The sequence below is a fragment of the Streptomyces sp. NPDC002306 genome (assembly GCF_053593435.1).
Genome location: NZ_JBSFCK010000002.1, coordinates 380238 through 404789 on the forward strand (window position 1 = coordinate 380238; position 24552 = coordinate 404789).

Below are 24552 nucleotides of genomic sequence, written 5' to 3' on the forward strand. Positions count from 1 at the left end.
CTACGCCAGCCACACGGTGGTGTCCGGACCCAGCGCCCGTCCGTCGTCCGCCAGGGGCGCGCTGCTCAGCAGCGTCTCCCCGGGCGGCAGCGGCACGGGCGCGTCCGTCAGGTTGGTGACACACCGCCACCCCCCGGAGCGCGCGAAGGCCAGCACCCCGGGCGGGGTGTCCCGGATCCAGGTCAGGTCCTCGCCCTCCAGCAGCTTGCGGCGCAGCCTCAGGGCCGTGCGGTACAGCTCCAGGGTCGAGCCCGCCACCCCGTCCTGGGCGGCGACGGCGTACGCCGCGAAGGACGTCGGCTGCGGCAGCCAGGCGCCGCCCGCCCCGAAGCCGTACGACGGACCCGTCGTCGTCCACGGCAGCGGTACCCGGCATCCGTCACGGCCCTTGCGGACGTGTCCCGTCTGCTCCCAGACGGGGTCCTGGAGCACCTCGAAGGGCAGGTCGGCGACCTCCGGCAGGCCGAGTTCCTCCCCCTGGTAGAGGTACGACGACCCGGGCAGCGCCAGCATCAGCAGGGTCGCCGCCCGGGCCCGGCGCGGCCCGGTGTCCGGGTCGACGGCGGGTGCGTGGCCGCCCGCGAGCAGCCAGGTGTTCTCGTCGGTGCCCGGCGGGAGCGCCAGCCGCGAGGCGTGCCGTACGACGTCGTGGTTGGACAGCACCCAGGTGGCGGAGGCGCCGACCGCGTGGGCCGTGGCGAGCGAGCCGGTGATGACCGCGCGCAGTTCGTCCGCGTCCCACCCGGTCTGGAGGTACTCGAAGTTGAAGGCCTGGCCCAGTTCGTCCGGGCGGGCGTACAGCGCGCGCCGGGCGCCCGGCACCCAGGCCTCGGCGACCGCCGTGCGGGGCGGCGCGTAAGCGTCGAAGATCGTGCGCCAGTCGCGGTAGACCTCGTGGACCTCGTCGCGGTCGTAGTACGGGTGGCTGCCGGGCGGCAGGCGGTCGAGGGCCTCCTCGCCGGTCGCGCCGACGGCTCCGACGTCCCGCAGCGGCTCGGTGAGGTCCTTGGTGAGCGCGTGCGCGACATCGACCCGGAAGCCGTCGACCCCCCGGTCGGACCAGAACCGCAGGGTGGTGCGGAAGTCGGCGCGGACCTCGTCGTGCCCCCAGTTCAGGTCGGGCTGCTCGGCGGCGAACAGGTGCAGGTACCACTGCCCGTCCGGCACCCGCCGCCACGCGCTGCCACCGAAGACGGACTGCCAGTCGGTGGGCGGGAGTTCGCCGTGCGCGCCGCGCCCGTCGTGGAAGACGTACCGCCCGCGGGCGGTGGATCCGGGGCCGGCGCGCAGCGCCTCCTGGAACCACGGGTGCAGGTGCGAGGTGTGGTTGGGCACGATGTCGACGATCACCTTCAGGCCCAGCCGGTGCGCCTCGGCCACCAGGGCGTCGAAGTCGTCCAGGGTGCCCAGGCGCGGGTCGACGTCGCGGTGGTCGGCGACGTCGTAGCCGCCGTCGGCGAGTTCGGAAGGGTAGAAGGGGCTGAGCCAGAGGGCGTCGACCCCGAGGGCGGCGAGATGGCCCAAGCGGTCGGTGACGCCCCGGAGGTCGCCGAGCCCGTCCCCGTCGGCGTCGGCGAAGCTGCGGGGGTAGACCTGGTAGACGACGGCCTGGCGCCACCAGTCGGGGTTCCTGGAGGAGAGGTCGGGCAGTTCGGGCACGCGGTCTCCCTTGCGAGCTTACGGGCTTACGGGCTTACGGGCGTGGTCGGGCGACACCCGGAAGCCTGTCCACCTTGCCCGGAAAGCGAACGTTCACACCGCCCGGAAGAAGCCATTCCTTGTGTGGTGGAAATGTGACGAAGCCTGAACGGCCTTTGTGTAGGCCCAGGTTGACAGTGTTCCGGGCCGACATCCACGATGGGCTCACGCTGTGGCGCATGTGACCAATGAGCCCAGTGTTTCTTCAGTTCCCGATCCTTCGGCTACTGAGTCATGACCCCATGCACACGCCAAGAATGGGATACGCATGTCCATAGCGAGACACATCGCCGCGCGCCGCCTGCTGGGGACGGGCGCCGCGGCGCTCGCCCTCTGTGCCGCCTCCGTCGCCTCCGCCTCCGGCGCCTGGGCCCACGGCACGCCCGGCGGCGACGGGTGGAAGCACGGCGGCACCTACAAGCCCGGTACCGGCGCGGGCAAGGAGACCGGGACCGACCGCTGCCAGTTCTCCCTCGACGGCTCGAACTTCTACGACTCCGTCCGGGTCGACGACCAGAACCTCAAGCCCACCGCGGACGGCAAGGTCCACATCACGGTCCGCACCGCCGGTGACGCGTCCACCTGCACGGCCTCCCTCGCGTCCTACCTCGCCCACGGCGCCACCTTCCGCACCTCCGGCGAGCAGGTCTTCACCGACTTCGACACGGTGACCGTCAAGCCGGGCGCGTCCGACACCCTCGACATCGCCGTGCCCGACGCGGGCTGCTTCGCGCAGATCGACCTCTACCGCGGCGCGGTCAGGTTCGACGGCAAGGTGGACGCCAAGGACGGCTTCGAGCACGGCGAACTGCCCAAGGGCCCGGACCGACCGGTCATCAAGGACAAGCTGATCGCGGCCTGGAACGGCGGCACGAAGGACTGCACCACCACCGAGTCCGAGCCGCCGGCCCCCTCGACCCCGGCCGCCTCCACCCCGCCGGCCACCCCGCCCGCGGACGAGACGACCCCGCCGGCCACCGAGACCACCCCGGCCCCGTCCGAGCCGGCCGACACCCCGGTCGCGTCCGCGTCGACCACCGCCCCGGCCACCACGCCGAACGGCGACGGCGACGACCTCGCCGAGACCGGCGGCGGCAGCGGCACCGGCGTCATCGTCGGCGGCGCCGCCGCCCTCCTGGCGGGTGGCGCGGCGATCGTCATGGCGACGAAGCGCCGCCGCACCGCGCGTTCCTGACCCTCCCGGACCCACCACGAGCGCCCCGGCCCCGCAGCACGAGGGGCCGGGGCGTCCGTGCGCCCGCCCCGGCCCCGGCCCGCCATGGGCCGGGTCGCCGCGGCCGGACGGGCTCGCCACCTACCGCCGGGCGGGCTCGCTACTGCCGGGCGCCTTCCACGGCGGTCAGCCACAGCCGCGCGTACCGCGCCACGTCGACGTCCAACGCCACGTCCACCAGGGCCTGTTCACGCGCGCCCTCGTGGATCTCGGACTCGCCGGCACGCAGCCGGCGGTCGACGATCGTCTGACCGCGGGACGGGCCGGGAGCGAGGCAGACCTCGACGGGCAGCAGTCGTGTGCTGATCCCGCCCGGGTCGGCGACCGCGCAGACCGCGCCCGCGTCCCCGAGCCCACCGGCCGGGTCGTCCCCGTCCGTGCCGTCCGTGCCGTCGGGGTCGGGTCCCGACGGCCGGTGGGCCAGCAGGTCGCCGGCCAGCCGGGCGCCCGGCTCCGTACTGGCGCGCAACCGCCGTACGTCGGCCCCGGGCACGACGACCCGCTGGAACACGTCCAGGCCGTACATGGTGATCGGCACCCCGGCGGTCAGCAGCACGGCCGCCGCCTCCGGGTCGTGCCAGACGTTGAACTCGGCGACCGGCGTGGCGTTGCCGGTGGCCACCGCGCCGCCCATGAACACGATCCGCTCGATGTTGCGGGTCACCTCGGGATGCGTGCGCAGCAGCAGCGCGATGTTCGTCAGCGGTGCCGTCGGGATCAGCGTGACCGGGCTCGGCGCGGCGAGGATCTCGCGGCGCAGCAGCGTCACCGCGTCCACGTCGGCCGGTGCCCGGGTGGGCGCGGGCAGGCCCAGGTCGCCCATGCCGTCCGCCCCGTGCACGTGCCGCGCGGTGCGCACCCGCTCGACCAGCGGGCGCCGCGCGCCACGCGCCACCGGGATGTCGGGGGCGCCCGCCCGCTCCAGCACCGTCAGGGTGTTGCGCACCACGCCGTCCACGTCGGTGTTCCCGGCCACGCAGGTCACCGCGCGCAGGTCGATCCCGGGGTGGCGCACCGCGAACAGCAGGGCCAGCGCGTCGTCGACGCCGGTGTCGCAGTCGATGATCACGGGGACGGTCCCGTTCGGCATCAAGGCTCCTCTCACCGGGCCCGCACAGACCCACCGGACCGACCCTACGCAGCCTCCCCGCCGCACCGACCCCCTGCCCCGGCCCCCGCCCACCGCCCAGCGGAGCGGCCGGCCGCGCGGGCGGGTGTCACGCCCGGTACGCGGCGTCGGGTTCCCCGGCGGGCGGCCGCGCTCCCGGACCCCGGGTCCCCGGGTCCGCCTCACCCGTACGGCCCGCCGCGCTGGTGCCCCCGTACCCCCGGTGTTGCCGTGAGAGGACGGCCCCTCGTCGCACCCCAGGAGGCATCCCGATGTCCCGCGCCCGCACCGCCCTCGCCTCCGCCCTCTGCGCCGCCACGCTGCTGTCGACGTCCGGCTGTCTCAGCGCGGACGAGGGTGCGCCCCACGCCCCGATCATCGCCCCCTCCTCCGCGGCCTCCCCCGCGCCCTCCGCGCACGCCTCCGGCGCCTCCTCCGCCCTCACCGACGCCCAGGCCGCGGCCGCCCTCATCACGGACACCGACCTGGGCGGCCCCTGGATCCCGACGATCGGCGTGGCGACCTGGCGGGACGGCCTGCTGAAGGCGACGACCGCCGCGGCCGGGTGCCAGCGGCTGCTGGACTCGCTCTACGCCGACGAACTCCTCGGCGCCCCGGCCCGCGCGGTGACCGGCCTCGACGACACCGACAACGGGGCGCAGCTGCGCTACCAGGTCTCCGCCCAGCCGCAGGCAGCCGTGACCGAGGCGCTGGCCTGGCTGAAGACCGTGCCGCAACAGTGCGCGCGGTTCACGGCCACGACGACGACCGGCGCCGTGCTGGACGTCCAGGCCTACGACGCGCCGCTGCCCGAGGTCGGCGACGCCCGGCAGGGCCTGCGGGTGACGGTGACCGCGGTGACCGGGCCGCAGGGCGAGACGCTCGACGCCGACCCCATCACCCTCTCCCTGGACGTGGCCGTCGTCCGGGTCGGCGAGGACGCGTTCGCGCTCACCAACGGCGGCATGGGCGACGTGCCGAACGACGCCACGCAGGCGGCCGTGCAGCTCGGCGCCCAGCGCCTGGCGGAGGTCCGCAGGCAGGGCCGGGCCCAGGTCTGACGCCCACCGCCTCCCGTACGGCTCAGAGCGGCGGCTGCGCGGGCGCCGGTCCCAGCGTCGTCGTGCCGGGCGCCGTGCGGTGTCCGAGCCCCGTCCGGTACGCGTCGAGGGCCGCCTCCACCCGCCCGGTGCGGCGCAGCAGATCGCCGAGCATCCGGCACAGGTCGGCCAGGTCGCCGGCGGCTCCGGCCCGCTCCAGCAGGCTCAGGGCGCGCACATAGTGCTCCTCGGCCGCCTCGGTGTCGCGGGCGTCCTCGGCGATGATGCCGAGCAGCCGGTGCGCCCCCGCCGCGTGCACAGCGCCGCGCTCCGGCGAGAGGTCGCCGAGGACGTCCCGCAGCAGGGCGGCGGCCTCCTCGGACTTGCCTCGTCGGTGCAGGACGTCGGCGAGCTCGACGGCGACCTGACTGCTGTAGAGGGCGGCGCGCTTGGCGGCGAGCATGGCCAGCGCCTCGCGCAGCTCGCCCTCCGCCCGCTCCATGTCGCCGTTCTGCGCGGAGACATAGCCGCGCATCCAGTGGCAGTTGGCGAGCTCGGTCCTGATCTGCAGCTGCCGGTAGAGCTCGGCGGCCTTGACCAGCGAGGCGTCGGCCTCGGCGATCCGGCCCTCGGCGAGCAGGGTGCGGGCCACCGACCGGTGCATCCGGGCGACCAGCGCGGGATCGCCGACCTGGGGTGCGAGGGCGAGGGCGAACTCGGCGGCCTGCGCGGCGCGCGCGTGGGCGCCCATGTCCATGTAGGGCCCGATGGCGGAGGCGTACAGCAGGAGCAGCGCGTCGGGATCGTGCAGTCCGCCGCGGTTGAGCTCGTCGAGGGTGGACTCCAGCAGGTAGACGGCGTAGCGGAGTTCACCGGCCAGGTAGTGCGAGAGGGCCCGGCCGCGCAGCGCCGGAACGCGCGCGGGCAGCGGGTCCTCGGCGAGGCACGCCTCCGCCCGCTCGAAGTGCTCCCTGGCGCTGACCAGGTCGCCGGTCTCGATCCCGCACTCGCCGAGTCCGAGCAGCGCGGTCGCCTGCACCTCGGCCAGCCCCTGCGCCTCCGCCTCCCCGAGCAGGACGGAGTAGCTCCGCGCCGCCTCCTCCGCGTCGCCGGTGGCCAGGGTGCGCTGGGCCTCGGTCAGCCGCAGCCGCAGGTCGGTGACGAGCCGGGCCGAACGCCCGGTGGCCAGCTCCCCGAAGTCCACGCCGAGCCGCTCGGCGATGTGCCGCAACGCCTCGTCGGAGGGCCGCACCCGGCCTGCCTCCAGCGTGGAGATGTAGGCAGGGGTGTATGTCGGCTCGGCCAACTGTCGCTGTGTCAGTCCCTGTTCACTGCGCAGCCGTTGCACCCTGCGCCCGATGACCTCGGGCTCGTCTCTGTCGCCCACGCGCCGACTGCTCCCAACTGACCCTGGACCTCTTGCCGTTCGACCATGACACGCCCTAGGTTAAACCGCGAATTAAACATGCTTAACACTTCACTGTCATCGTTGCGAGGTCGCCGTGCAGGGACGCACATCCGCGCGATACACCAGGGGCTTCGTCGCAGCCGTGCTCGCCACGGTGGCCCTGATCCTCGCGGCGAACGCGGGACCGGCGCGGGCCGGGGACGAACGGCCGCGGGTGGTCAGGCCGCCCGCGGGCGCGCCCGCCGCACCGCTCCCGCCCTTCTCACCAGCCTCTTACTGACCAGTTCACCCTGATGTCAGGACCGTGACCTAATCTGCGCATTCTGATTCCACTTTCGTTCCGGGGGGTTCGAAACACCGTGCGCAGACGCACTCTTCCGGTCGCGACGGCACTCGCCGTCCTCTTCGGCTCCGTCGCGCTGATCGCGACCGGGGCGGGGTCGGCAGCGGCCGACTCCACCACTCTCCTGCCCCTGAGGTCGACCGGCGACATGGTCGTCGACGGGGTCCACCACCGGGTCTTCGTCAGTGACCCGACCAGCGGTCAGGTCGTCGTGACCGACTACGCGGGCACGGTCGTCGCGACCGTCGGCTCGCTGCCCGGAGTCCGCGGCCTCGAACTGTCCGCCGACTCCGCCACCCTCTACGCGGCCGTGGGCGACGCCGACGCGATCGTGGCCATCGACACCGCGACCGCGACCGAGGCCCACCGCTGGTCCACCGGCACCGCGGACCCGCAGTACCTCGCCCAGGCCGGCGGCAAGCTGTGGTTCGGCTACGGCGGCGCCACCAAGGGCAACATCGGCTCGCTCGACCTCACCGGCGCCGACCCGGTCGTCCACCTCGCCCAGGCCCCGGTCAACTCCTGGTACTCCGCGCCGATCCTGGAGGCCTCCGCCGCCGCCCCGGACACGCTCGTCGCGGGCGCGGAGAGCCAGAGCCCGGTCGTCCTCGCGGTGTACGACGTCTCCTCGGGCGCCCCGACGCAGACCGCGTACGCCTTCGACCCGGGCGACACCGGCGGCGGCAACCTCATGGACATGGCGGTCACGCCGGACGGCAAGGACGTGGTCACCGCCAGCGGCGCCCCGTACTACCAGGCCGTCTACAAGCTCACGGACCTGTCCAAGGACGGCAAGTACGTCACGACCACGTACCCGAACGCGGTGGACATCGCCCCGAACGGCGACATCGCGGCGGGCACCAGCTCCTGGTACGAGCCGGACGTCCACGTCTTCAAGCCGGGCACCTCCCTGCCGCTGCGCGAGTACGAGTTCGGCAGCAGCACCGGCGGCGGCGCCTCCGACACCCTCGCCGCGCGGGGTCTGGCCTGGGCGCCGGACGGCAGCAAGCTGTTCGCGGTGTCCCGCGACGACGCGGACGCCTACTCGCTGCGCGTCTACGGCAACCCCACCAAAGCGGCCACCACGCTGACGGCCGACGCGCCGGCCAGCGGCACCCGCGGCAAGGCGCTGACCGTCACCGGCAAGCTGACGCTCACGCCCTCCGCGATCCCCGCGGGCACCGAGGTCGCCGTCACCCGCACCGACGACGAGACCCCGGCCGGCAAGGCGCTCGGCACGGCCACGGTCGCCGCCGACGGCTCGTACTCCCTCACCGACACCCCGCCGGCCGGCGGCACGGTGAAGTACACCGCCACCTACGCGGGCGACGCCGACCACGCCGACGCGAGCGCCTCGGACTCCGTGTCCGTCGCCAGGACCGCGGCCACGGTGACACTCGACAACGCGGGCAAGGTGTACGCCTACAACGGCGCCGTGACGTTCACCGCGCACCTCGGCACCACCTACAAGAACCGCACGGTGGAGATCTGGGCCGACCCCTACGGCTCCGACAAGCCCGACGCCCTGGTCAGAAAGGGCACGGTCGACTCCAAGGGCAACCTCACCGCCGCCCTCCACCTGACCCGCGACACCAAGGTCACCGCGAAGTTCACGGGCGACACGCGCTACGCGGCGAAGTCGGTCACCTCCACCGTCTACACCAAGGTGCAGGTCTCGTCGTCCCTCAGCGGCGCCTACCGCACCGCACGGGCGTGGAACGAGACGTACGCCTACTTCCACCGGTCCAAGGACCCCGTCGTCAACACCACGATGACGGCGTACAAGGGCCGCAAGTACCAGCTGGAGATCCAGGAGTTCTACAAGAACGCCTGGCACACCACGTACCACGAGTACTGGGCGCTCGCCTCCAACGGCAAGGACTCGGTCGTCCTGACCGGCACCCCGCCCACCGGTGTCCGCTACCGGGCGCGCGCCGACTACGTCGACACCACGTCCGGTGACAACGTCAACGCGACGACGTACGGCGGCTGGAAGTACTTCACCTTCACCAAGTGATGCCGCGGGCGCGGGGGTTCCGGTCGTTCTGGTCCCTTCACCCCTGCGCCTGCAACTGGTGCAGCTGCCGCTGCACATGACCCAGCGCACCCTCGCGCCGGCCGGGCACCCGGCCGCGCAACTCCGCGAGCGCGGGCCCCAGTTCCCGGGCCCGCGCCGTGTCGCGGATGCGCCCCCACTGGTGGTGCGCCCGGTCGACGGCCGCCTCCACCGCCGGGGCGTCCGGCGCCTGCCCGGCCGCCAGCCGGCTCCCGGCCACCATGAGCCACGTACGGCAGCTGCGCTCCGCGTCCCCCGCGAACATCGCCAGGTCCGCCCGGACCTCGGCCCAGTGCAGGGCGTCGTCGGAGGCCGCCCCCCGTGCCAGCACGGCGGCCTGCTCCCAGCGCGCGGCGAGCGCGTCGGCCTCGGCGTGCCTGCCGGACTGCACGGCGGCCGTGATGGAGACGTGCGGATCACCGGTCACCGGCGCGTGCGCCGTCAGCACGACACCGCCCGGCTCGCCCTCGCCGGTCAGCCTCGCCCACGCCTGCCGGTGCAGCTCCTCCAGCGCCGGCCGGTGCCCGCTGCGCAGAATCGTCGCGACCGCCTTCATGTACGTCGGCGCCGCCACCGCCCGCCGTGCCGGCGGCGGCGCGATCCGCCCGTAGACGGCGAGGTTGGGCCCGCAGTCGAGCGGCGCGGTGCGCAGGTGCTCCCAGGTCTCCGCGTCCGCGTGCAGGTCGAGCACGAGCGTCGTCGCGCCGGGCGGGCGCAGCCGCAGCTCCTCCCGGAACCAGTGCCAGGGGAACGCCGTGTAGCGCACGGTCGCCGGGGTGGTGCGCGCCAGCGCCAGATGGGGCAGGCGCTGACGGCGGTCGAGCTGGAGCTGTCCGGTCACGAACACGGTCAGCGGCCCGGGGGCCGCGGCGGCCGCGCGCAGCCGGGTGAGCACCGCCTGCGGCTCCAGCGGATCGGCCAGCTCGACGACGTTCGCGGTGTCCGCCCCCGCCAGCACGGCGGGCGGCACGGCCGCGAGCACGGGGAGCACGGACGCCGCGTCCACCAGACATCCCTTGCCCACGGGCGAGGCCGCGAGCAGCAGCACGGTTCCGGGCATGGTCCCTCCCCCTGTCGATCACCTACGGCAGCACCGTAACCGCTGCGGCTGCAAAGGGGGGTGTCAGGACGGCGAACGTCCCCGTCCCGTGGTGTCGTCGTCCGTCGTGCGCGGGCGTACGGCGAAGACCGTCGTGTCGTCGACGAGGCGCCCCCCGCTGTGCCGCAGGGTGCCGTCCCGGACGAGGGCGACCAGGCGGGCGGGGCCGGCGGTGCGCGGGTCCGCGGCCACCGCGCGGGTCACCTCGTCGACGAGCGGATAGAACACCCCGGCCGCGTTCCGGGCCTCGGTCACTCCGTCGGTGAACAGCAGCAGGGTCTCACCGGCCGCCAGCGGCACCCGGCGCACCGTCGGCCCGCGACCGCCGGCGAGGTCCCGCAGACCCAGCGGCAGCCCGTCCCCGTCCGGCAGGGCCCGCACGCCCGCGGGCCCGACGGCCAGCGGAGCCTCGTGGCCGAAGACGGCCATCTCCACCACCAGGGGCCCGGCCACCGGGAAGCCGAGCAGCACGGCGGTGGCGAACCGGTCGGCGTCGTCCCGGCCGAGGGCCACCGTGCGCCCCCGGTGGCGCAGCATCCGCGTCTCCAGGTGCGCGGCCACCGTCGCGAGGTCGGCCTCGTGGTACCCCGCCTCCCGGAACGTGCCCAGCAGCGCGGCCGCCACCTCCACCGCGTACAGCCCCTTGCCCTGCACGTCGCCGATCAGCACCCGGGTGCCGTACGGTCCCGGCTGGATGTCGTAGAAGTCGCCGCCGACCCTGGCCTCGATGTCGGCCGCGAGGTAGGCGGCCGCGTGCTCCAGGCCGCCCCAGCCCGGCGGCAGCGGGCGCAGCACGGTCCGCCGGGTGGTCTCGGCGATGTGCATCATGTGCAGCATCCGCCGCTCGCCCCGGATCCGGATCACGCAGGCCAGGACGGCGAGGATGCCGCCCGTGACGACGAGGATCAGATCGGGCACACCGGTCTGGTACTGGTGCGGCCAGGCGCTGTCCACGACGAGGTACGTCACGACCGCGAGCACCGCGAACACGGCCGTGGCCCACACCCCGCAGATCGCGGCGGCGATGCCGGGCACGAGCACGATCCAGGAGATGGTCCGGAACTCCCCGCCGGTCCTGAAGTCGGCCACCGCGATACCGACGAGCAGCACCAGCGGCGGCAGCCAGGCGACACTGTGCCCGCGCACACGCAGCAGTTCGGGCCGGTCCACCCCGTCCCGCCGCCCCGCCCGGGGATGGCGGACGGGTACACGCCGACGTCGGGCACCGTCCCTCACGGTGCCCAGCGAAACATGGGGGTGGGCCCGCTGCATCTCCGCCGACTTGCCGACGCCCCTCCCCAGGTGTGCCCTGGTAGCGGGGGCGACGAGAGAGAGGAGCGCTCTCATGGCTCAAGCGGCACCCGCGCAGGGAACGCGCGGAACCCCGGACATCCTCGGTGCGCGGGCGCACCAGATGGCGAACTGGGCCGTGCCCGTCGCACTCGGGCTCGTCTACGGCTACTGGGCCGCGGCCAACCGGCGCGGCGGCGGATCCATCACGGGTTGGAACCTCCTGTTCGGCTTCGTGACCGTGATCGCCTTCATCGCGCTGTACATGGGTGTGCGCGCGCTCGCCCCGCACATGAAGCGCGAGGTGCACGCCCTGCTGTGGACGGCCTTCGCGGGCGGCGCGTTCGGCTTCCTGTACAGCCAGACCGGCGCGAGCGTCCTGCGCGCCGTCGGCATGTCGCTGGCGGTCTCGGTGGCCGTGTTCGCCGTGCTGTTCTACCGCTACTACACGCACGAGGACGCGGAGGGCCGTCGCCTGTGACGCCCCTGGACGGCGTGTGGGCCCCGGCTGCCGCCGGGGCCCACACGTTTCCCTCGTCCCTGCGCTCACCGGGCGACGGGGGCGAAGCCGTCCGGCTCCGTCCGGCGTCCCCGTTCGGCTCGACCTGTGCGCCCATCCGCAGTCACCCCGCTCGCGCACCGGGCCCGCGGCGCCTTCCCTGGAAGCGTGTCCCCACGACTCCGTGCCGCCCTGTCCGCCGCGCTGATCGCGCTGGCGTGCCTCCTGGCACCGTTCGGCACGCTCGCGGCCTGGGCGGCGTACGGACTCGCGGACACGGGCCGGTACGTCACCGCGATGGCACCGCTCGCCGCCGACCCGGACGTGCGCGAGGCGGTGGCGGACACCGTCGGTGACGGCATCATGCGCGAGGTCGACCGGCGGGGGAGCGCGGTGCGTCCGCTCCGGGGCACGGTGGCCCCCTTCGTGCACGACGCGGTGCGCTCGTTCACCCGCACCGACGCCTTCCGCGCGGCCTGGGACGAGGGCAACCGGGCCACCCACGACGCCGTCCTGCGCGCCCTGCGGGGCGAGCGCGACCGGATCGTCACCGTCGACCTCGCCCCGGTCACCGCCCAGGTCAAACACCGTCTGGCCGTCGAGCACATGCCGCTCGCCAACCGCATCCCGGTCCAGCACACCGAGGTCGCCGTGCTCGCGGCCGAGGACCTGGGCCGGCTCCGAAAGGGGTACGGCGTGCTCGAGGTCGCCGGCTTCTGGCTCCCCGTCGCCGCCTGCGCCTTCGCCGTCGCCGGCATCGCCCTCGCCGTCCGCCGCCGCCGCGCGGTCACCGCGGTCGCCCTCGGTACGGCCGTCGGCGGCGCCCTGCTGATCCTCGCGGTCGCCGTCGGCCGCCGGCTGACCCTGGCCGACCTGCCCGACGAGGTCTCCCACCCGGCCGTCGGCGCGGTCTACGACGCCCTCACCTCCACCCTCCGCACGGCCGCGTGGCTCCTGCTGGCCCTGGGGCTGACGGTGGCGGCCGCCGCCCGGCTCGCCCGCCTCCTGCGCGCCCGGCGCCGGCGCGCCTCGGAGGCGGCCGCCCCGGCCCACCCCGGCGAGCCGACCCGCGCCCGGGTCTGACAATCTTCGCGCCCCGGCCGCCGTCCTCGAGGGAGGATCCGGACATCGACCCTCGAACGACTCGACGGGAGGCCGGGATATGGACACCGCGACCGCGCAGTGGGCCACCGGCGGTGCCACGCCCGCACGGCGCCACCGGCGGCGACGGTTCGGCATCGGCTGCGCCGGGCCGCCGCTCGCCGCGGTGAGCGCGGTCGTCGGATGCCGGCTCGCCGACAGCGACGGGATCACACCGGTGCCCCAGCTGCTCGCCTTCCTGCCCTGGCTGCTCGTCCCCACCGTGGCCGCACTGCTGCCCGCGCTGCTCGGCCGGTGGTGGACCGGCCTGGTCTGGGGCGCCGTCCTGCTCGGGCTGCTGGGGTGGTGCATCGAGCCGTACGGGAGCACCGGCGCGCCCGGCGGCGCCCCCGTCGTCTCGTTGCGGGTGCTGACCTCGAACGTGGAGTTCGGGCAGGCGACCGGCGCGCTCGTCGGAGCCGTCCGGCGCGAGCGGCCCGACGTGGTGTTCGTGCAGGAGTGCGAGTACACCTGCCAGGCGACGCTGAACGACACCTTCGGCTCCCGCTACCCCTACCGGCAGGCCGTCGAGGCGGACGGCTCCACGGGATCGATCCTCCTCAGCCGCTTCCCCCTCCGGGGCACCGGCGGGGTCACCGGCACGATGGGCATGCCCGGTGCCGTCGCCGACGTGAGCGGCCACGCCGTACGCCTCCAGCTCGCCCACCCGATGCCGCCGCTCCCCGGCCAACTCGGCCTCTGGCGCCGCGAACTGGGCCGACTGCGCGACTTCGCCGCCGCCGGCGGCGGAACACCCACCGTCCTGGCCGGCGACTTCAACGCCTCCCAGGACCACGCCGCCTTCCGCCGCATCCTCGACACCGGCCTGCGCGACGCCGCCCGCCTGGCCGGCGCCGGCCGCACCCCCAGCTGGCCGGCCGCCACCACCCCGGCCGTCGGCGCCCAGATCGACCACGTCCTCGTGTCCGCGGACTTCTCCGCGGACCGCGCCCGATTCCTCGGCCTCCCCGACACCGACCACCGCGCGCTGCTCGTCGACATCACCCTCCACCAGGCCTGACGCACGGGCGGGCGCCCATAATGAGCGCATGTCCCGAGAGTTCCCCATCGGCCTCACCCCGCCCGACTGGCTGGTCCGGAACCTCCAACCGCAGTACGCCCCCGCCAACCGCTCCGCCGCCGTCCGCGCCGCGGTCGCGATGTCCCTCCCGCTGGCCGTGGGACTCGCGCTCGGACAGCCCGCCTACGGCGCCCTCGCCTCCATGGGCGCCCTGTCCGGCGTCATCAGCGACACCGAGGACGCCTACCGCATGCGGATCCTCAACATCGCGATCCCCCAGCTGTTCGGCGCCGTCGGCATCACGCTGGGCACCTTCGTCCACGGCCACGGCTGGCTCACCGTCGCCACCGTCACCGGCCTCGCGCTCGTCTCCGGGATGATCTCGACGATCGGCGCCGTGGCCTCCGTGTCGGGCCTGCTCCTGCTCCTCAACTCGGTGGTGGGCGCGGGCCTGCCCCTCCCCGGCGACTGGCGGCTGGCCCCGGCCCTGATGACCGGCGGTGGCCTGCTCGTCCTGCTGCTGGCCCTGCTCACCTGGCCGATGCGCTCCGGGGTGCCCGAGCGCGGCGCGGTCGCCGGCACGTATCGCGACGTCGCCGCCCTGCTCGCCGCGAGCGGCAGCGCCGTACCCGGCGAGTACGACACGGCCCGGCATGCCGTCACCCGGTCGCTGAACCAGTCGTACGACGTCGTCCTCGCCCGCCGCACCCGCCAACACGGCCACAGCCCCGAACTCACCCGCCTGGTGGCCCAGCTGAACGCCATGACCCCGGTCGTCGAGGCCGCCCCGGCCGCCCACCAGAGCGGCGGGACCCTCCCGCCGGAGGTGCCCCGGGCCGTCCTGCGCCTCGCCCGGGCGGTGGAGACGGGCCGCACCGGACCGATCGCGCTCGGTCTCCCCGTCCCGACCGACGAGACCGGCCGGGCCATCGAGCACGCCCTGCGTCACGCCGCCGAGGTCGTCGCCGCTCCGGACGCGGACCCGCGCGGCGCCGACGACCGACTCGGCCGGCCCGCCGCCCTGCGCGTCCGCGCCACCCGGGCCGCCCGCAACGTCGCGCTCTCCGCCGCGTCCTGGCGCTACGGCCTGCGGCTCGCGCTGTGCATCGGCCTCGCCCAGGTACTGGTGTCGGTCGTCCCGGTCGCCCGCTCCTACTGGGTCGCCCTCACCATCACCTTCGTCCTCAAGCCCGACTTCGGCTCCGTCTTCTCCCGGGCGCTGCTGCGCGCGCTGGGCACGGTGGCCGGACTGGGGGTCGCGGCGGCGGTCCTGGCGGAGGTGCCGCGCGGCTGGTGGGACGTACCGACGATGATGCTGCTGGCGCCGCTGATCCCGCTCCTCACCCCGCGCGGGTACGGCTATCAGACGGCGGCCATCACCCCGGTGATCCTGCTCCTCTCCGACATCCTCAACCACCTGGGCACGGCTCTCCTCCTGCCCCGGCTGACGGACTCGCTGATGGGCTGCGCGATCGCGCTGGTGGCCGGATACCTGCTGTGGCCGGAGAGCTGGCACACCCGCGTCGGCGACCGGCTGGCGGACGCGGTCGCCGACACCGCCGCCTATGTCGAGTGCGCCTTCCGCGACAGCACCGACCCCGCCGCCGGCGCCCGGATGCGCCGCCGTCTCTACCGCGACCTGTCCGTCGTCCGTACGGAGTTCCAGCGCGCGCTGACCGAACCGCCGCCCACCGGCCGCCGCGCCGCGGCCTGGTGGCCGCTGGTCGTCGCCGTGGAACGCATCGTGGACGCGACGACGGCGGCACGGGTCCGCGTCGCGCACGGCAGCGCGCCGCCGTCACCGGCCGAGGTGTCCCAGGTCGCGCGGCAACTGCGGGAATTGTCCGAGGGCGTCCGGGAAGCGGAGACCCTGGTCGCGGTCCGCACGGACCTCGCCGGACCGCAGGACAGCGTCCTGGAGGGACTGCGCCAGGAAGTGGCGGCGGCCCGGGCGATCGCGACCCCGCATTGAGCGCAAGGTACGTTCTGCCTCGGCCACGATGGGGTGCGGTAGGCGCGAATCCGCCCCTGCCCAAGATCGCCAACAGTGGCCGCTAACCTTACGTGTCCGTCCTGGCCAGGGATTGACGGGCATCAACTCACGCGAAGGGTTGCGCGCATGGGCATTCTGAACCTCCTGCGGAACGCATTCGGTCGGACACGCAAAGATCGTGCCGCCGAGGCAGAGGGTGCGGAACGGATTCCTTCGCAGGAGACTGTCCCCGCCCAGGAACCACACCGGGAAACCACGGCGACCGCCCAGGTCCCCGAACCCCGCACCCCGTCCGAACAGGACGAACACGACCTGGTGTCGGCGGCCTTCGACAACGTGACGGTCCCCAGGCAAACCGCCCCGAACCCCACGGAAACGGCCCCCCTGGAGGAGAAGACACCGGAGCCGAAGCCGGTCACCGAGGCCGAGGTCGAGCCGGTGGCCGAGACGGAGACGGTCGCCGAGGCCGAACCGGTCACCGAGGCGGAGACGACTGCCCAGTCCGAAGCGGAGACGGTGGCCGAGGCTGACACGGTGACCGAGCCCGAGGCCGAGGCCGCGCCGGCACCCGAGGCTGAGGCTGAGCCCGAGGCTGAGGCTGAGGTGGCGTCGGAGCCGGTGGCTGAGGCAGAGCCGCAGGCCGAGGTCGTGGCCGAAACGGTGGCCGAGACCGAGCCGGAGGCCGCGACCACGGCGGAACCTGCCGCCGAGGAGCCGACCGCCGACACCACACCCGAACTGGAGCCCGAGCCCACGGCTGAGCAGCCGCAGGCGGAGGGATCCGCCACCGAAGAGCCCGCCGCCGAGGTCACCCCCGAGGCGGAGGCGGAGACCGCTCCCGAACCGGTGGCCGAAGCGGAGCCGGAGACGGAGCCGGTGGCGGCCGTCGCCGCCTCGGAGCCGGAGTCCGTGACCGAGACCGTGAGCGAGCCCGACCCCGAGCCCGTGACGGAGACCGAGCCCGTGGCCGAGACTCCGGAGCCGGTCGCGGCGGCCGTCGCCCCGCAGCCGGAGCCCGTGTCCGAGCCCTCGGCAGACATCGCGCCGGAGCCGGAGACGGAGACGACAGAGGCGGAGACGGAGGCCGAGCCCTCGGCCGACGCCGAGCCCGTGGTCGCCGTCGTTCCGGCGGCAGCGCCGGAGACCGACCCCGTGGTCGCCGACGGCGAAGCCGAGGTCACCGCACCTCACCTCGCCACCGCCCACAGAGCGGCCACGGCCGCCCTCGCGAAGAGCGGCCTCACCGGCACCCGAGCGAGGCTCTACCTCGTACTCGACCGCTCCGCCTCCATGCGTCCGTACTACAAGGACGGCTCCGCCCAGGCCCTCGCCGACCAGACCCTCGCCCTCGCGGCGGCCCTCGGCGGCGGCGCCGACCCCACGGTCCACGTCGTCTTCTTCTCCACGGAAGTGGACGGCACCGCCGACCTCACCCTCACCGACCCCGAGAACAAGATCGACGAGCTGCACGCCTCCCTCGGCCGCATGGGCCGTACCAGCTACCACGCGGCCGTGCAGGAGATCGTCACCCACTACGAGAAGTCCGGCACGACGGACCCCGCCCTCGTCGTCTTCCAGACCGACGGCGCCCCCGACGCCAAGACCCCCGCGACCCAGTCCCTCACGGACGCCGCGAAGAGCCACCCCGCCCTGTTCTTCTCCTTCGTGGCCTTCGGCGACCCGGAGAACAAGGCGTTCGACTACCTCCGCAAGCTGAAGGCCGCCAACGCGTCCTTCTTCCACGCGGGCGCGACCCCGCGCGAGCTCACGGACACCGAGCTGTACGAAGGCGTACTGGCCACCTGGCGCCCGTAGCCCCATGAGCCCGGAGCACCGGCCGCCCGCTTCCCACCCTGTAAAACGGGAAGCGGGCGGCCTACCCATGTCGGCTACGATTTCAAGGTTCACAGACGACCACAGAACCACGATCGTCACTCCGCGTAGCGACTTGGGAGCAGCCCGCGATGGCTCGACACCTCATCACCAGCGCCCTTCCGTACATCAACGGGATCAAGCACCTGGGCAACATGGTGGGGTCCATGCTCCCGGCGGACGTGTACTCCCGCTACCTCCGCCAGCGCGGCCACGACGTCCTCTACATCTGCGCGACGGACGAGCACGGCACCCCGGCCGAACTCGCGGCGAAGGAGCAGGGCCTCCCGGTCGACGAGTTCTGCGCGCAGGCGCACGACGCGCAGAAGGCGGTCTACGACGGCTTCGCGCTGTCCTTCGACTACTTCGGCCGCAGCTCGTCCGCCGAGAACCGCGAGATCACACAGCACTTCGCCCGCAAGCTGAACGAGAACGGCTTCATCGAGGAGCGGGCGATCCGCCAGGTGTACTCCCCGACCGACGGCCGCTTCCTGCCGGACCGCTATGTCGAGGGCACCTGCCCGCACTGCGGCTACGACAAGGCGCGCGGCGACCAGTGCGAGAACTGCACCCGCGTCCTGGACCCGACGGACCTGATCGACCCGCGCTCCGCGATCTCCGGCTCGACGGACCTGGAGGTCCGCGAGACGAAGCACCTCTTCCTGCTCCAGTCCAAGCTCCAGCACGAGGTCGAGGCCTGGGTCTCGCGCCACGAGGACGACTGGCCGCAGCTGGCCTCCTCCATCGCCCGCAAGTGGCTGACCGAGGGCCTGCACGACCGCGCGATCACCCGTGACCTGGAGTGGGGCGTCCCCGTCCCGGCGGACACCTGGCCCGAACTGGCGGCGGAGGGCAAGGTCTTCTACGTCTGGTTCGACGCCCCGATCGAGTACATCGGCGCGACCAAGGAGTGGGCGGCCGCCGCGCGGGACACCGACCAGGAGGCCCGCGACTGGAAGTCCTGGTGGTACGACGTCGACACCGACGTCCGCTACACGGAGTTCATGGCGAAGGACAACGTCCCGTTCCACACCGTCATGTTCCCCGCCACCGAGCTGGGCGTGCGCGAGCCCTGGAAGAAGGTCGACTACGTCAAGGCCTTCAACTGGCTGACGTACTACGGCGGAAAGTTCTCCACCTCCCAGAAGCGGGGCGTCTTCACCGACCAGGCGCTGGCCATCCTCCCGGCGGACTACTGGCGGTACTTCCTGATCGCCAACGCCCCGGAGTCGGACGACTCGTCCTTCACCTGGGAGCACTTCACGGCCACGGTGAACAAGGACCTGGCCGACACCCTGGGCAACTTCGTCAACCGGGTGCTGTCCTTCTCCAAGAAGCGCTTCGGCGAGGAGGTCCCGGCGGGCGCCCAGGCCGGCGAGGCGGAGACCAGGCTCGGCGAGGAGATCGCGGGTCTGCTGGCCGAGTACGAGACCCAGATGGAGGCCCTCCAGTTCCGCAAGGCCGCCGCCGCCCTGCGTGCGCTGTGGTCGGCGGGCAACTCCTACCTGGAGGAGAAGGCCCCCTGGCTGGAGATCAAGACGGACAAGGACGGCGCTGCCCTCACGCTGCGCACGGCGATGAACCTGATCCACCTCTACTCGGTGGTCTCGGAGCCGTTCATCCCGTCGTCGGCGGCGACGATGCGCGCGGCCTTCTCTCTCCCGGACGACACGGCGGCCTGGGTCACCGAGGCCGAGGCGAAGTCCCTCACCGCGGTCCCGGCCGGCACCCCGTTCACGGTCCCGCCGGTGCTGTTCGCCAAGCTCACGGACGAGGACCTGGAGACGTACAAGGAGCGCTTCGGCGGCGACCCCGCCTGACCCGCTCACCGAACGCGTGACCGGACGCCTCGCCTCACGGTCCGCCCGGCCCTGATCCGCCGTCCGGCGGCGTGCCCAGGGCCCGGCGGGCCATGAGGGTGACGACCACCGCGCCGACCAGCCCCGTGACGCCGATGACGGCACCGGGGCGCAGCCAGACGCCCAGGGCGCCGAAGGCGGCGATGCCGACGCCCTGGACCGTCATCAGGCCGCTGCTCTGGACCGTGAACAGCCGCCCCCGGCCGGCGGGTTCACTCGCGTCGAGGATCAGCGGGTCGAGTCCCTGGTTGCAGGCCATGCCCGCGCCGGAGAGCGCCAGCAGGGCCGCCGCGACGGGCACGGACGGGGTCAGCAGGAATCCCGCCAGGGGCAGCTGGGACAGCAGCACCAGCGGGGTGACCAGACGGCGCCGGGTGGCCGCCCGCAGTCGTACGAGGGTGAGATCGCCGGCGACCGTGCCGACGGCGTACCCGGTGAACAGGGCGCCCGCCGAGGTCGCCGCGGCACCCGTCTGCGCCGTGTACGCCACGGCGAGCCCGTCGCCCACCGCGGAGAAGCCGGGAACGGCCCAGGTCAGCAGGATCAGCCGGCGCAGCGAGCGGTGTGCCGGCGGCCGGCGCGGCCCCTCGCCCGAACCGCGCACCACGCGGACGAGGGACGTCCCGCCGTCCGGTGCGCCGGCCGGGGTGCGCAGGCCGATGAGCGCGGCCGAGACGAGGAAGCTGACGGCGTCGGCGGCCAGCAGCCACAGCGGGCCGACCGCGGCGACCGCGACGCTGCCCAGGGCGAAGCCGGAGACGACTGCGGTCTGGCTGATCGTGCGCAGCAGCGAACGGCCGGTGGGGAACGTCTTCGCGTCGAGGAGATACGCCAGGCTCGCGGCCCTCGCGCCCTGGAAGAGGGGTGCGACGAAGCCGGTGACCAGCAGCAGCCCGAGCAGGGCCGGAATCGGCAGGCCGGGGAGCAGCATGGCGGCGACACAGACGCCGCTGAGCAGGTCGCAGGCGACCAGTACGGGCCGGGGCGGGAAGCGGTCGGCGAGCGCCGACAGGACGATGCCGCCGAGGGCGTAGGGCAGGAAGGAACAGACCAGGACCAGCGCGGAGAGCAGCGCGGACCCGGTGCGCTCGAACACCAGGATCGACAGCGCGACCTCGGCGGCCAGGGTGCCCGCCATGGACACCGCGTGCGCGGCGAAGACCGCGGGCATCCCCGGCACCCGCAGCACCGCCCGTATCCCGGTCGGCGGCGAGGAGGGGATCGTGGCGGTCATGGAGTCGCTCACCGGCTCTCGCCCGCGTCCCGCCGGGCACGGGACGAGGAGACGGGCACTTGGCCCGGGCCCGGCGGGACCGTTGTACGGATGGGTCCTGCCTGTGTGCTGCTACGGGTTTCAGTGGTTGTGGCGCATGACGCTCACCCCTTTCCTCCGTGGACGGGTCGTGCGGACTCGCTCCGCTTTCGGACCTGTCTCACCGGTCCGGCTGAGCCTCGCGGAGCGACATCTCCAGACGGTGCAGTCCGTGCTCGGTCACGTTGGGCCGGGGTTCCGGCTCGGTGACGAGGAGGGCGTCCGGGTAGCGGGTGCCGAGGACGCCGAAGGTGTGGCGGGCCACCTGGAGGGCGACCTGGGCGCCCAGGCAGGCGTGCGGTCCCCGGCCGAAGGAGAGATGCCGGTTGGGCGTCCGGTCCCATCGCAGGGTGTCGGGGTCCTCGAACACGGCGGGGTCCCGGTTCGCCGCGCCGAGGAACATCGACACGATCTCGCCCCTGCGGATCTTCCGCTCCCCGAGCACGGTGTTCCGTACACAGGCCCGGCTCTCGACGTGCACGGGGCCCGCGTATCTGACGAGTTCGTTGACGGCCTTGTCCGTGTCGACCGGGACGCGCCGGCCCGGCGGGATGCGCAGCAGGGTGAGCAGACCGATCGCGAGGAAGCGGCCGGCCGTCTGGAAGCCCGCCTGGAGCACGACTCGCAGCGAGTTCAGCAGGACGTCGTGGTCGATGCCCGCGTCCGGCGCCCCGACCCTGACATGGGCGGTGAACCCGGGCGGCAGCTCGGTGTCGAGCCAGCGGCCGACCAGCTCCGTGAGCCGGGCGCGGACGGCGACACCGGGCTCGTAGCACCCGGGGCGCAGGCTGGCGTCCATGCCGTCGACGATGGTGTTCGACAGCGGTACGAACCACCGGGTGTCCGGCTGCGGCACCCCGAGCAGCTGGGTGACCACCCGCAGGGTCAGCGGTTCGGCGACCTCGGCCACGAAGTCGAAGGTGTCCTGTCCGGCCACACCGGCCAGCAGCGTGTCGAGCGTGGTGCGGACCGTGCGGTCCAGCAGGTCCTGGTCCACCGCCTTGAAGCCCTCGAGGAGCAGGTGCCGGATGCGGGTGTGCTCGGGCGGGTCGAGGGTCTGCAGGCTCAGCAGGGCGGGCGGGGTGTCCTCGCCGACGCGCCGCCAGTCCTGGCAGAAGGTCTCGGCGTCCCGCAGCGCGGTGAGCGACTCCCTGGTAGCCGGTGATCAGCCACGCGTCGATCTCGGAGTCCCACAGGACGGGAGCCTGCGCGTTCCACCGCCGGTAGACCGGGTGGGGATCGAGCAGGTGGTGCGGTTCGAGCAGACTGCGGATGCCGGGCTCGGTCACGCTCTTCCCCTTCCGCCATGTGTCCGGGGTGACCGGTGCAGAACAGTGCCGGGTGGTGCACGTGAGCAGAGGCGACGCTAGCGACCGTGCCGGACGGGGACGAGCCGTCGCGCGCCGCGTGACGCACTGTGCGAGCTGCCACCCGGCACTGCGTCAGTTTCAGTTCGTGGCGGACGGACTGGCCGACGCGCTCGGCCGCAGTGGGGCGTCCTGGCCGTCGTGGGTGGCGCCCGGATCGACGCCCACCGTGAGCGACCCGCGGACGCCCTCGCCGATGTCCCGCCGGGCGTACCGCAGCCCGAGCAGGCCGCCCTGGGCGCCACTCCGGTCGTAGATGGTGTCCTCGGTGAGCGTGGTGCGCTCGGTGGTGTTGGCCGAGTACGGCGCCACCTCGGCGGCGGCGAGGACGGACTCCTCGTCGAAGAAGAACTGGCCGGTGTGGCAGGTGTGTCCGCCCTCGTAGCCGGCGTCGGTCCACGCGCCGTCCACGTGCACCTTGACGTGGATGTGGACGCAGCGGCCCCGGTACCAGCCAGGGAAGACCGTCCTGAAGGTGACGTGCCCGTGCCGGTCGGTGCGCCAGGTGCCGCGCAGGTAGCGCGAGTCGTCGGTGGGTTCCTGGTGGCCGCCGCCCCCGCCGCCGGGGCCGCCCGAGGGCGGTGCACCGGTGGGCGGTTCGCCGGTGGGCGCGGGGCCGCCTCCGCCGCTGCCCTGGTCCTCGTAGCCGGAGTAGACGCCCGAGGCGTCGCAGTGCCAGATGTCGACGGCTGCGTCGGGGACCGGCCGGCAGGTCTCGGAGTCGATCACCTTGAGGGCGAGCAGCAGCGGAATGCCCTCGCGGTCCTCGGTGATGTCCCGGCGGATCCTGTCCGCATCGATGTAGTACGGGCCTTCCACGGCCTCGGAGGTCAGCCGGTAGCAGACCTCACCGTCACCGGTACCGCGCTCGCCGCTCTCACCGGCGGACGCGTTCACCGCGAACGCGCCGCCCAGACCGACCGCGGCAACGGCTCCGGTCCCCCCGACGACCACCTCGCGGCGCGTCAGTCCTCTTGCGTACGTGTGCCCTTGGGGCTCCTGTTTCGCTGTCATGCGCCGGGAAGCTAGGGCGTGAGCCTGTCAGCGACCTGAGAAAAGGACGCCCTTTCCCCCACCCGCGAAAGAGGGGCCGGAAATCGCCGCCGGATGCCGCCGCGACTTGCGCCCTGTCGGCATCCCCGGGCAGCTACGGATCCCCGCCCGGCCATGGACGGCCCCCTTGCCCCGATATATGTTGCGGGGATCTTGTATTGAGGGGGGCCATCCATGGCACTGTTCGGCAACGCGCACACCATCGACCCGGGCCAGGCCCAGCAGGACTTCGCACGTCTGCTGGGGCCGGGCGAGCAGGTGCACGCCGCGTACCTGCTGATCCGCGACACCATCCTGTTCACCGACCGCCGCCTGATCCTGGTCGACAAGCAGGGCATCACCGGCAAGAAGGTGGAGTACCACTCCGTCCCGTACCGCAGCATCACCCACTTCGCGGTCGAGACCGCCGGCACGTTCGACCTCGACGCGGAGCTGAAGATCTGGATCTCCGGCTCGGCGACCCCGATCGAGAAGACGTTCACCAAGGGCGTGGACATCTACGAAGTCCAGGCGATCCTGACGCAGTTCGTGGCGAAGTAGCACCATCGCGGAGTGCGTAGGTGCCCAACTGGGGACCGGGGTGCGAATGTCGCCACAGGACATACGTATGGTTCTCGCCATGGCAGTCCCTGAGGTCATTCCGATCGCCTACGAGCCGCACGGCCGTACCCAGGCCGTCGGCCGCTATGCGGACGGACAGTTCCTGGCGTCGGTCACCTACGCGTTCCCCGAGGGGTTCCGTCCCGACGACGGCTGGGAGGAGCACAAACGCCTCTATTCGGCGTTGCACCTCTTCGACGCCGACGGCCGGTACCGAGACTCGGAGATCTGGTGCGCCGGCACCTGGGCCGAGCAGCAACAGGCGCCGCACGGCGCCGACTCGGTGCTCGCGCGCGCCCGGGCCCATCTCGCGACCATGCTCCGGAGCCTGCCCCGGCGCACCTACACGGACATCGCGATACGCCCCTTCCGGCTGACCCTCGACGGCGTCCTCTTCGGCCTTGTGACGGGCGACGACGAGGACGACCCCTGGGCCGAGCTCTACCCGGACCACCTCGGCTTCGGCGCGCCCTGGGACGGCCGGTACGACACCTAGGAGTGCCTGGTCCCGTCGCACGACCGGCCCGCACCGGACGGAGAAGGGGCCGGAGATCGATACC

The 24552-nt window shown here is 73.4% G+C and carries 19 protein-coding genes; 11 read left to right on the forward strand and 8 right to left on the reverse strand.

All coding sequences use genetic code 11. The annotated features are described in order from the left end of the window. Positions 1-1650 carry a glycoside hydrolase family 13 protein gene (locus ACWCQK_RS06095; RefSeq protein ID WP_451152966.1) on the reverse strand — a complete coding sequence of 550 codons (1650 nt, stop codon included), beginning with the start codon at positions 1648-1650 and terminating at the stop codon, positions 1-3. Between the two features lie 316 nt (positions 1651-1966). On the opposite strand from ACWCQK_RS06095, the gene ACWCQK_RS06100 reads away from it, so the two are divergent. After that, positions 1967-2893, forward strand: a complete 927-nt coding sequence (locus ACWCQK_RS06100; protein WP_451152400.1) for an LAETG motif-containing sortase-dependent surface protein — start codon at positions 1967-1969, stop codon at positions 2891-2893. A 139-nt stretch (positions 2894-3032) separates the two neighbouring features. Here the strand turns inward: ACWCQK_RS06100 and ACWCQK_RS06105 are convergent, their stop codons facing one another. After that, positions 3033-4022, reverse strand: a complete 990-nt coding sequence (locus ACWCQK_RS06105; RefSeq protein ID WP_451152402.1) for a nucleoside hydrolase — start codon at positions 4020-4022, stop codon at positions 3033-3035. A 290-nt stretch (positions 4023-4312) separates the two neighbouring features. On the opposite strand from ACWCQK_RS06105, the gene ACWCQK_RS06110 reads away from it, so the two are divergent. Beyond that, a complete protein-coding gene (locus ACWCQK_RS06110; protein WP_451152404.1) occupies positions 4313-5101 on the forward strand; it encodes a hypothetical protein in 789 nt (262 codons plus the stop codon). A gap of 22 nt (positions 5102-5123) precedes the next feature. Here ACWCQK_RS06110 and ACWCQK_RS06115 read toward each other — a convergent pair whose 3' ends face one another. Continuing rightward, positions 5124-6467 carry a helix-turn-helix domain-containing protein gene (locus tag ACWCQK_RS06115; protein WP_451152406.1) on the reverse strand — a complete coding sequence of 448 codons (1344 nt, stop codon included), beginning with the start codon at positions 6465-6467 and terminating at the stop codon, positions 5124-5126. Between the two features lie 380 nt (positions 6468-6847). Between ACWCQK_RS06115 and ACWCQK_RS06120 the strand changes: the two genes are divergently transcribed. Next, entirely contained in the window at positions 6848-8848 is a 2001-nt protein-coding gene (locus tag ACWCQK_RS06120; RefSeq protein ID WP_451152408.1) for an Ig-like domain repeat protein, read from the forward strand. Between the two features lie 37 nt (positions 8849-8885). Here the strand turns inward: ACWCQK_RS06120 and ACWCQK_RS06125 are convergent, their stop codons facing one another. Next, on the reverse strand, positions 8886-9947 hold the full coding sequence (locus ACWCQK_RS06125) for a hypothetical protein (RefSeq protein WP_451152410.1): 1062 nt from the start codon (positions 9945-9947) through the stop codon (positions 8886-8888). Positions 9948-10010: 63 nt separating this feature from the next. Next, complete coding sequence (locus ACWCQK_RS06130) at positions 10011-11258, reverse strand: PP2C family protein-serine/threonine phosphatase (RefSeq protein WP_451152968.1); 1248 nt, start codon at positions 11256-11258, stop codon at positions 10011-10013. Positions 11259-11331: 73 nt separating this feature from the next. Here ACWCQK_RS06130 and ACWCQK_RS06135 point away from each other — a divergent pair, with 73 nt between their 5' ends. The 6 genes from ACWCQK_RS06135 to metG all read left to right on the forward strand — a co-directional run bounded on the left by ACWCQK_RS06135 (position 11332) and on the right by metG (position 19621). Beyond that, positions 11332-11757, forward strand: a complete 426-nt coding sequence (locus tag ACWCQK_RS06135) for a hypothetical protein (protein ID WP_451152412.1) — start codon at positions 11332-11334, stop codon at positions 11755-11757. A 186-nt stretch (positions 11758-11943) separates the two neighbouring features. After that, entirely contained in the window at positions 11944-12858 is a 915-nt protein-coding gene (locus tag ACWCQK_RS06140; protein ID WP_451152414.1) for a hypothetical protein, read from the forward strand. Between the two features lie 79 nt (positions 12859-12937). Continuing rightward, positions 12938-13936 carry an endonuclease/exonuclease/phosphatase family protein gene (locus tag ACWCQK_RS06145; protein WP_451152416.1) on the forward strand — a complete coding sequence of 333 codons (999 nt, stop codon included), beginning with the start codon at positions 12938-12940 and terminating at the stop codon, positions 13934-13936. A gap of 28 nt (positions 13937-13964) precedes the next feature. Further along, the gene (locus ACWCQK_RS06150) at positions 13965-15908 is read left to right on the forward strand and encodes an FUSC family protein (protein ID WP_451152418.1); all 1944 of its coding nucleotides are present in this window, start codon (positions 13965-13967) and stop codon (positions 15906-15908) included. Between the two features lie 147 nt (positions 15909-16055). Further along, on the forward strand, positions 16056-17744 hold the full coding sequence (locus tag ACWCQK_RS06155) for a VWA domain-containing protein (RefSeq protein WP_451152420.1): 1689 nt from the start codon (positions 16056-16058) through the stop codon (positions 17742-17744). 149 nt (positions 17745-17893) lie between these two features. After that, positions 17894-19621 (forward strand): methionine--tRNA ligase, encoded by a 1728-nt coding sequence (gene metG, locus ACWCQK_RS06160; RefSeq protein ID WP_451152422.1) that lies wholly within the window; start codon positions 17894-17896, stop codon positions 19619-19621. A gap of 34 nt (positions 19622-19655) precedes the next feature. Here metG and ACWCQK_RS06165 read toward each other — a convergent pair whose 3' ends face one another. The 3 genes from ACWCQK_RS06165 to ACWCQK_RS06175 form a co-directional block, all read right to left on the reverse strand. Next, positions 19656-20894 (reverse strand): MFS transporter, encoded by a 1239-nt coding sequence (locus ACWCQK_RS06165; RefSeq protein WP_451152424.1) that lies wholly within the window; start codon positions 20892-20894, stop codon positions 19656-19658. A 199-nt stretch (positions 20895-21093) separates the two neighbouring features. Beyond that, complete coding sequence (locus ACWCQK_RS06170; protein WP_451152426.1) at positions 21094-21969, reverse strand: cytochrome P450; 876 nt, start codon at positions 21967-21969, stop codon at positions 21094-21096. 451 nt (positions 21970-22420) lie between these two features. Beyond that, positions 22421-23353: an intradiol ring-cleavage dioxygenase gene (locus ACWCQK_RS06175; protein WP_451152428.1), complete on the reverse strand. Its 933-nt coding sequence runs from the start codon at positions 23351-23353 to the stop codon at positions 22421-22423. A gap of 213 nt (positions 23354-23566) precedes the next feature. Here ACWCQK_RS06175 and ACWCQK_RS06180 point away from each other — a divergent pair, with 213 nt between their 5' ends. Together ACWCQK_RS06180 and ACWCQK_RS06185 are read left to right on the forward strand one after the other, a co-directional pair. Further along, positions 23567-23932, forward strand: coding sequence for a PH domain-containing protein (locus ACWCQK_RS06180; RefSeq protein ID WP_451152430.1), 366 nt, complete (start codon positions 23567-23569; stop codon positions 23930-23932). A 79-nt stretch (positions 23933-24011) separates the two neighbouring features. Next, on the forward strand, positions 24012-24488 hold the full coding sequence (locus tag ACWCQK_RS06185) for a hypothetical protein (RefSeq protein ID WP_451152432.1): 477 nt from the start codon (positions 24012-24014) through the stop codon (positions 24486-24488). Positions 24489-24552: the final 64 nt, after the last annotated feature.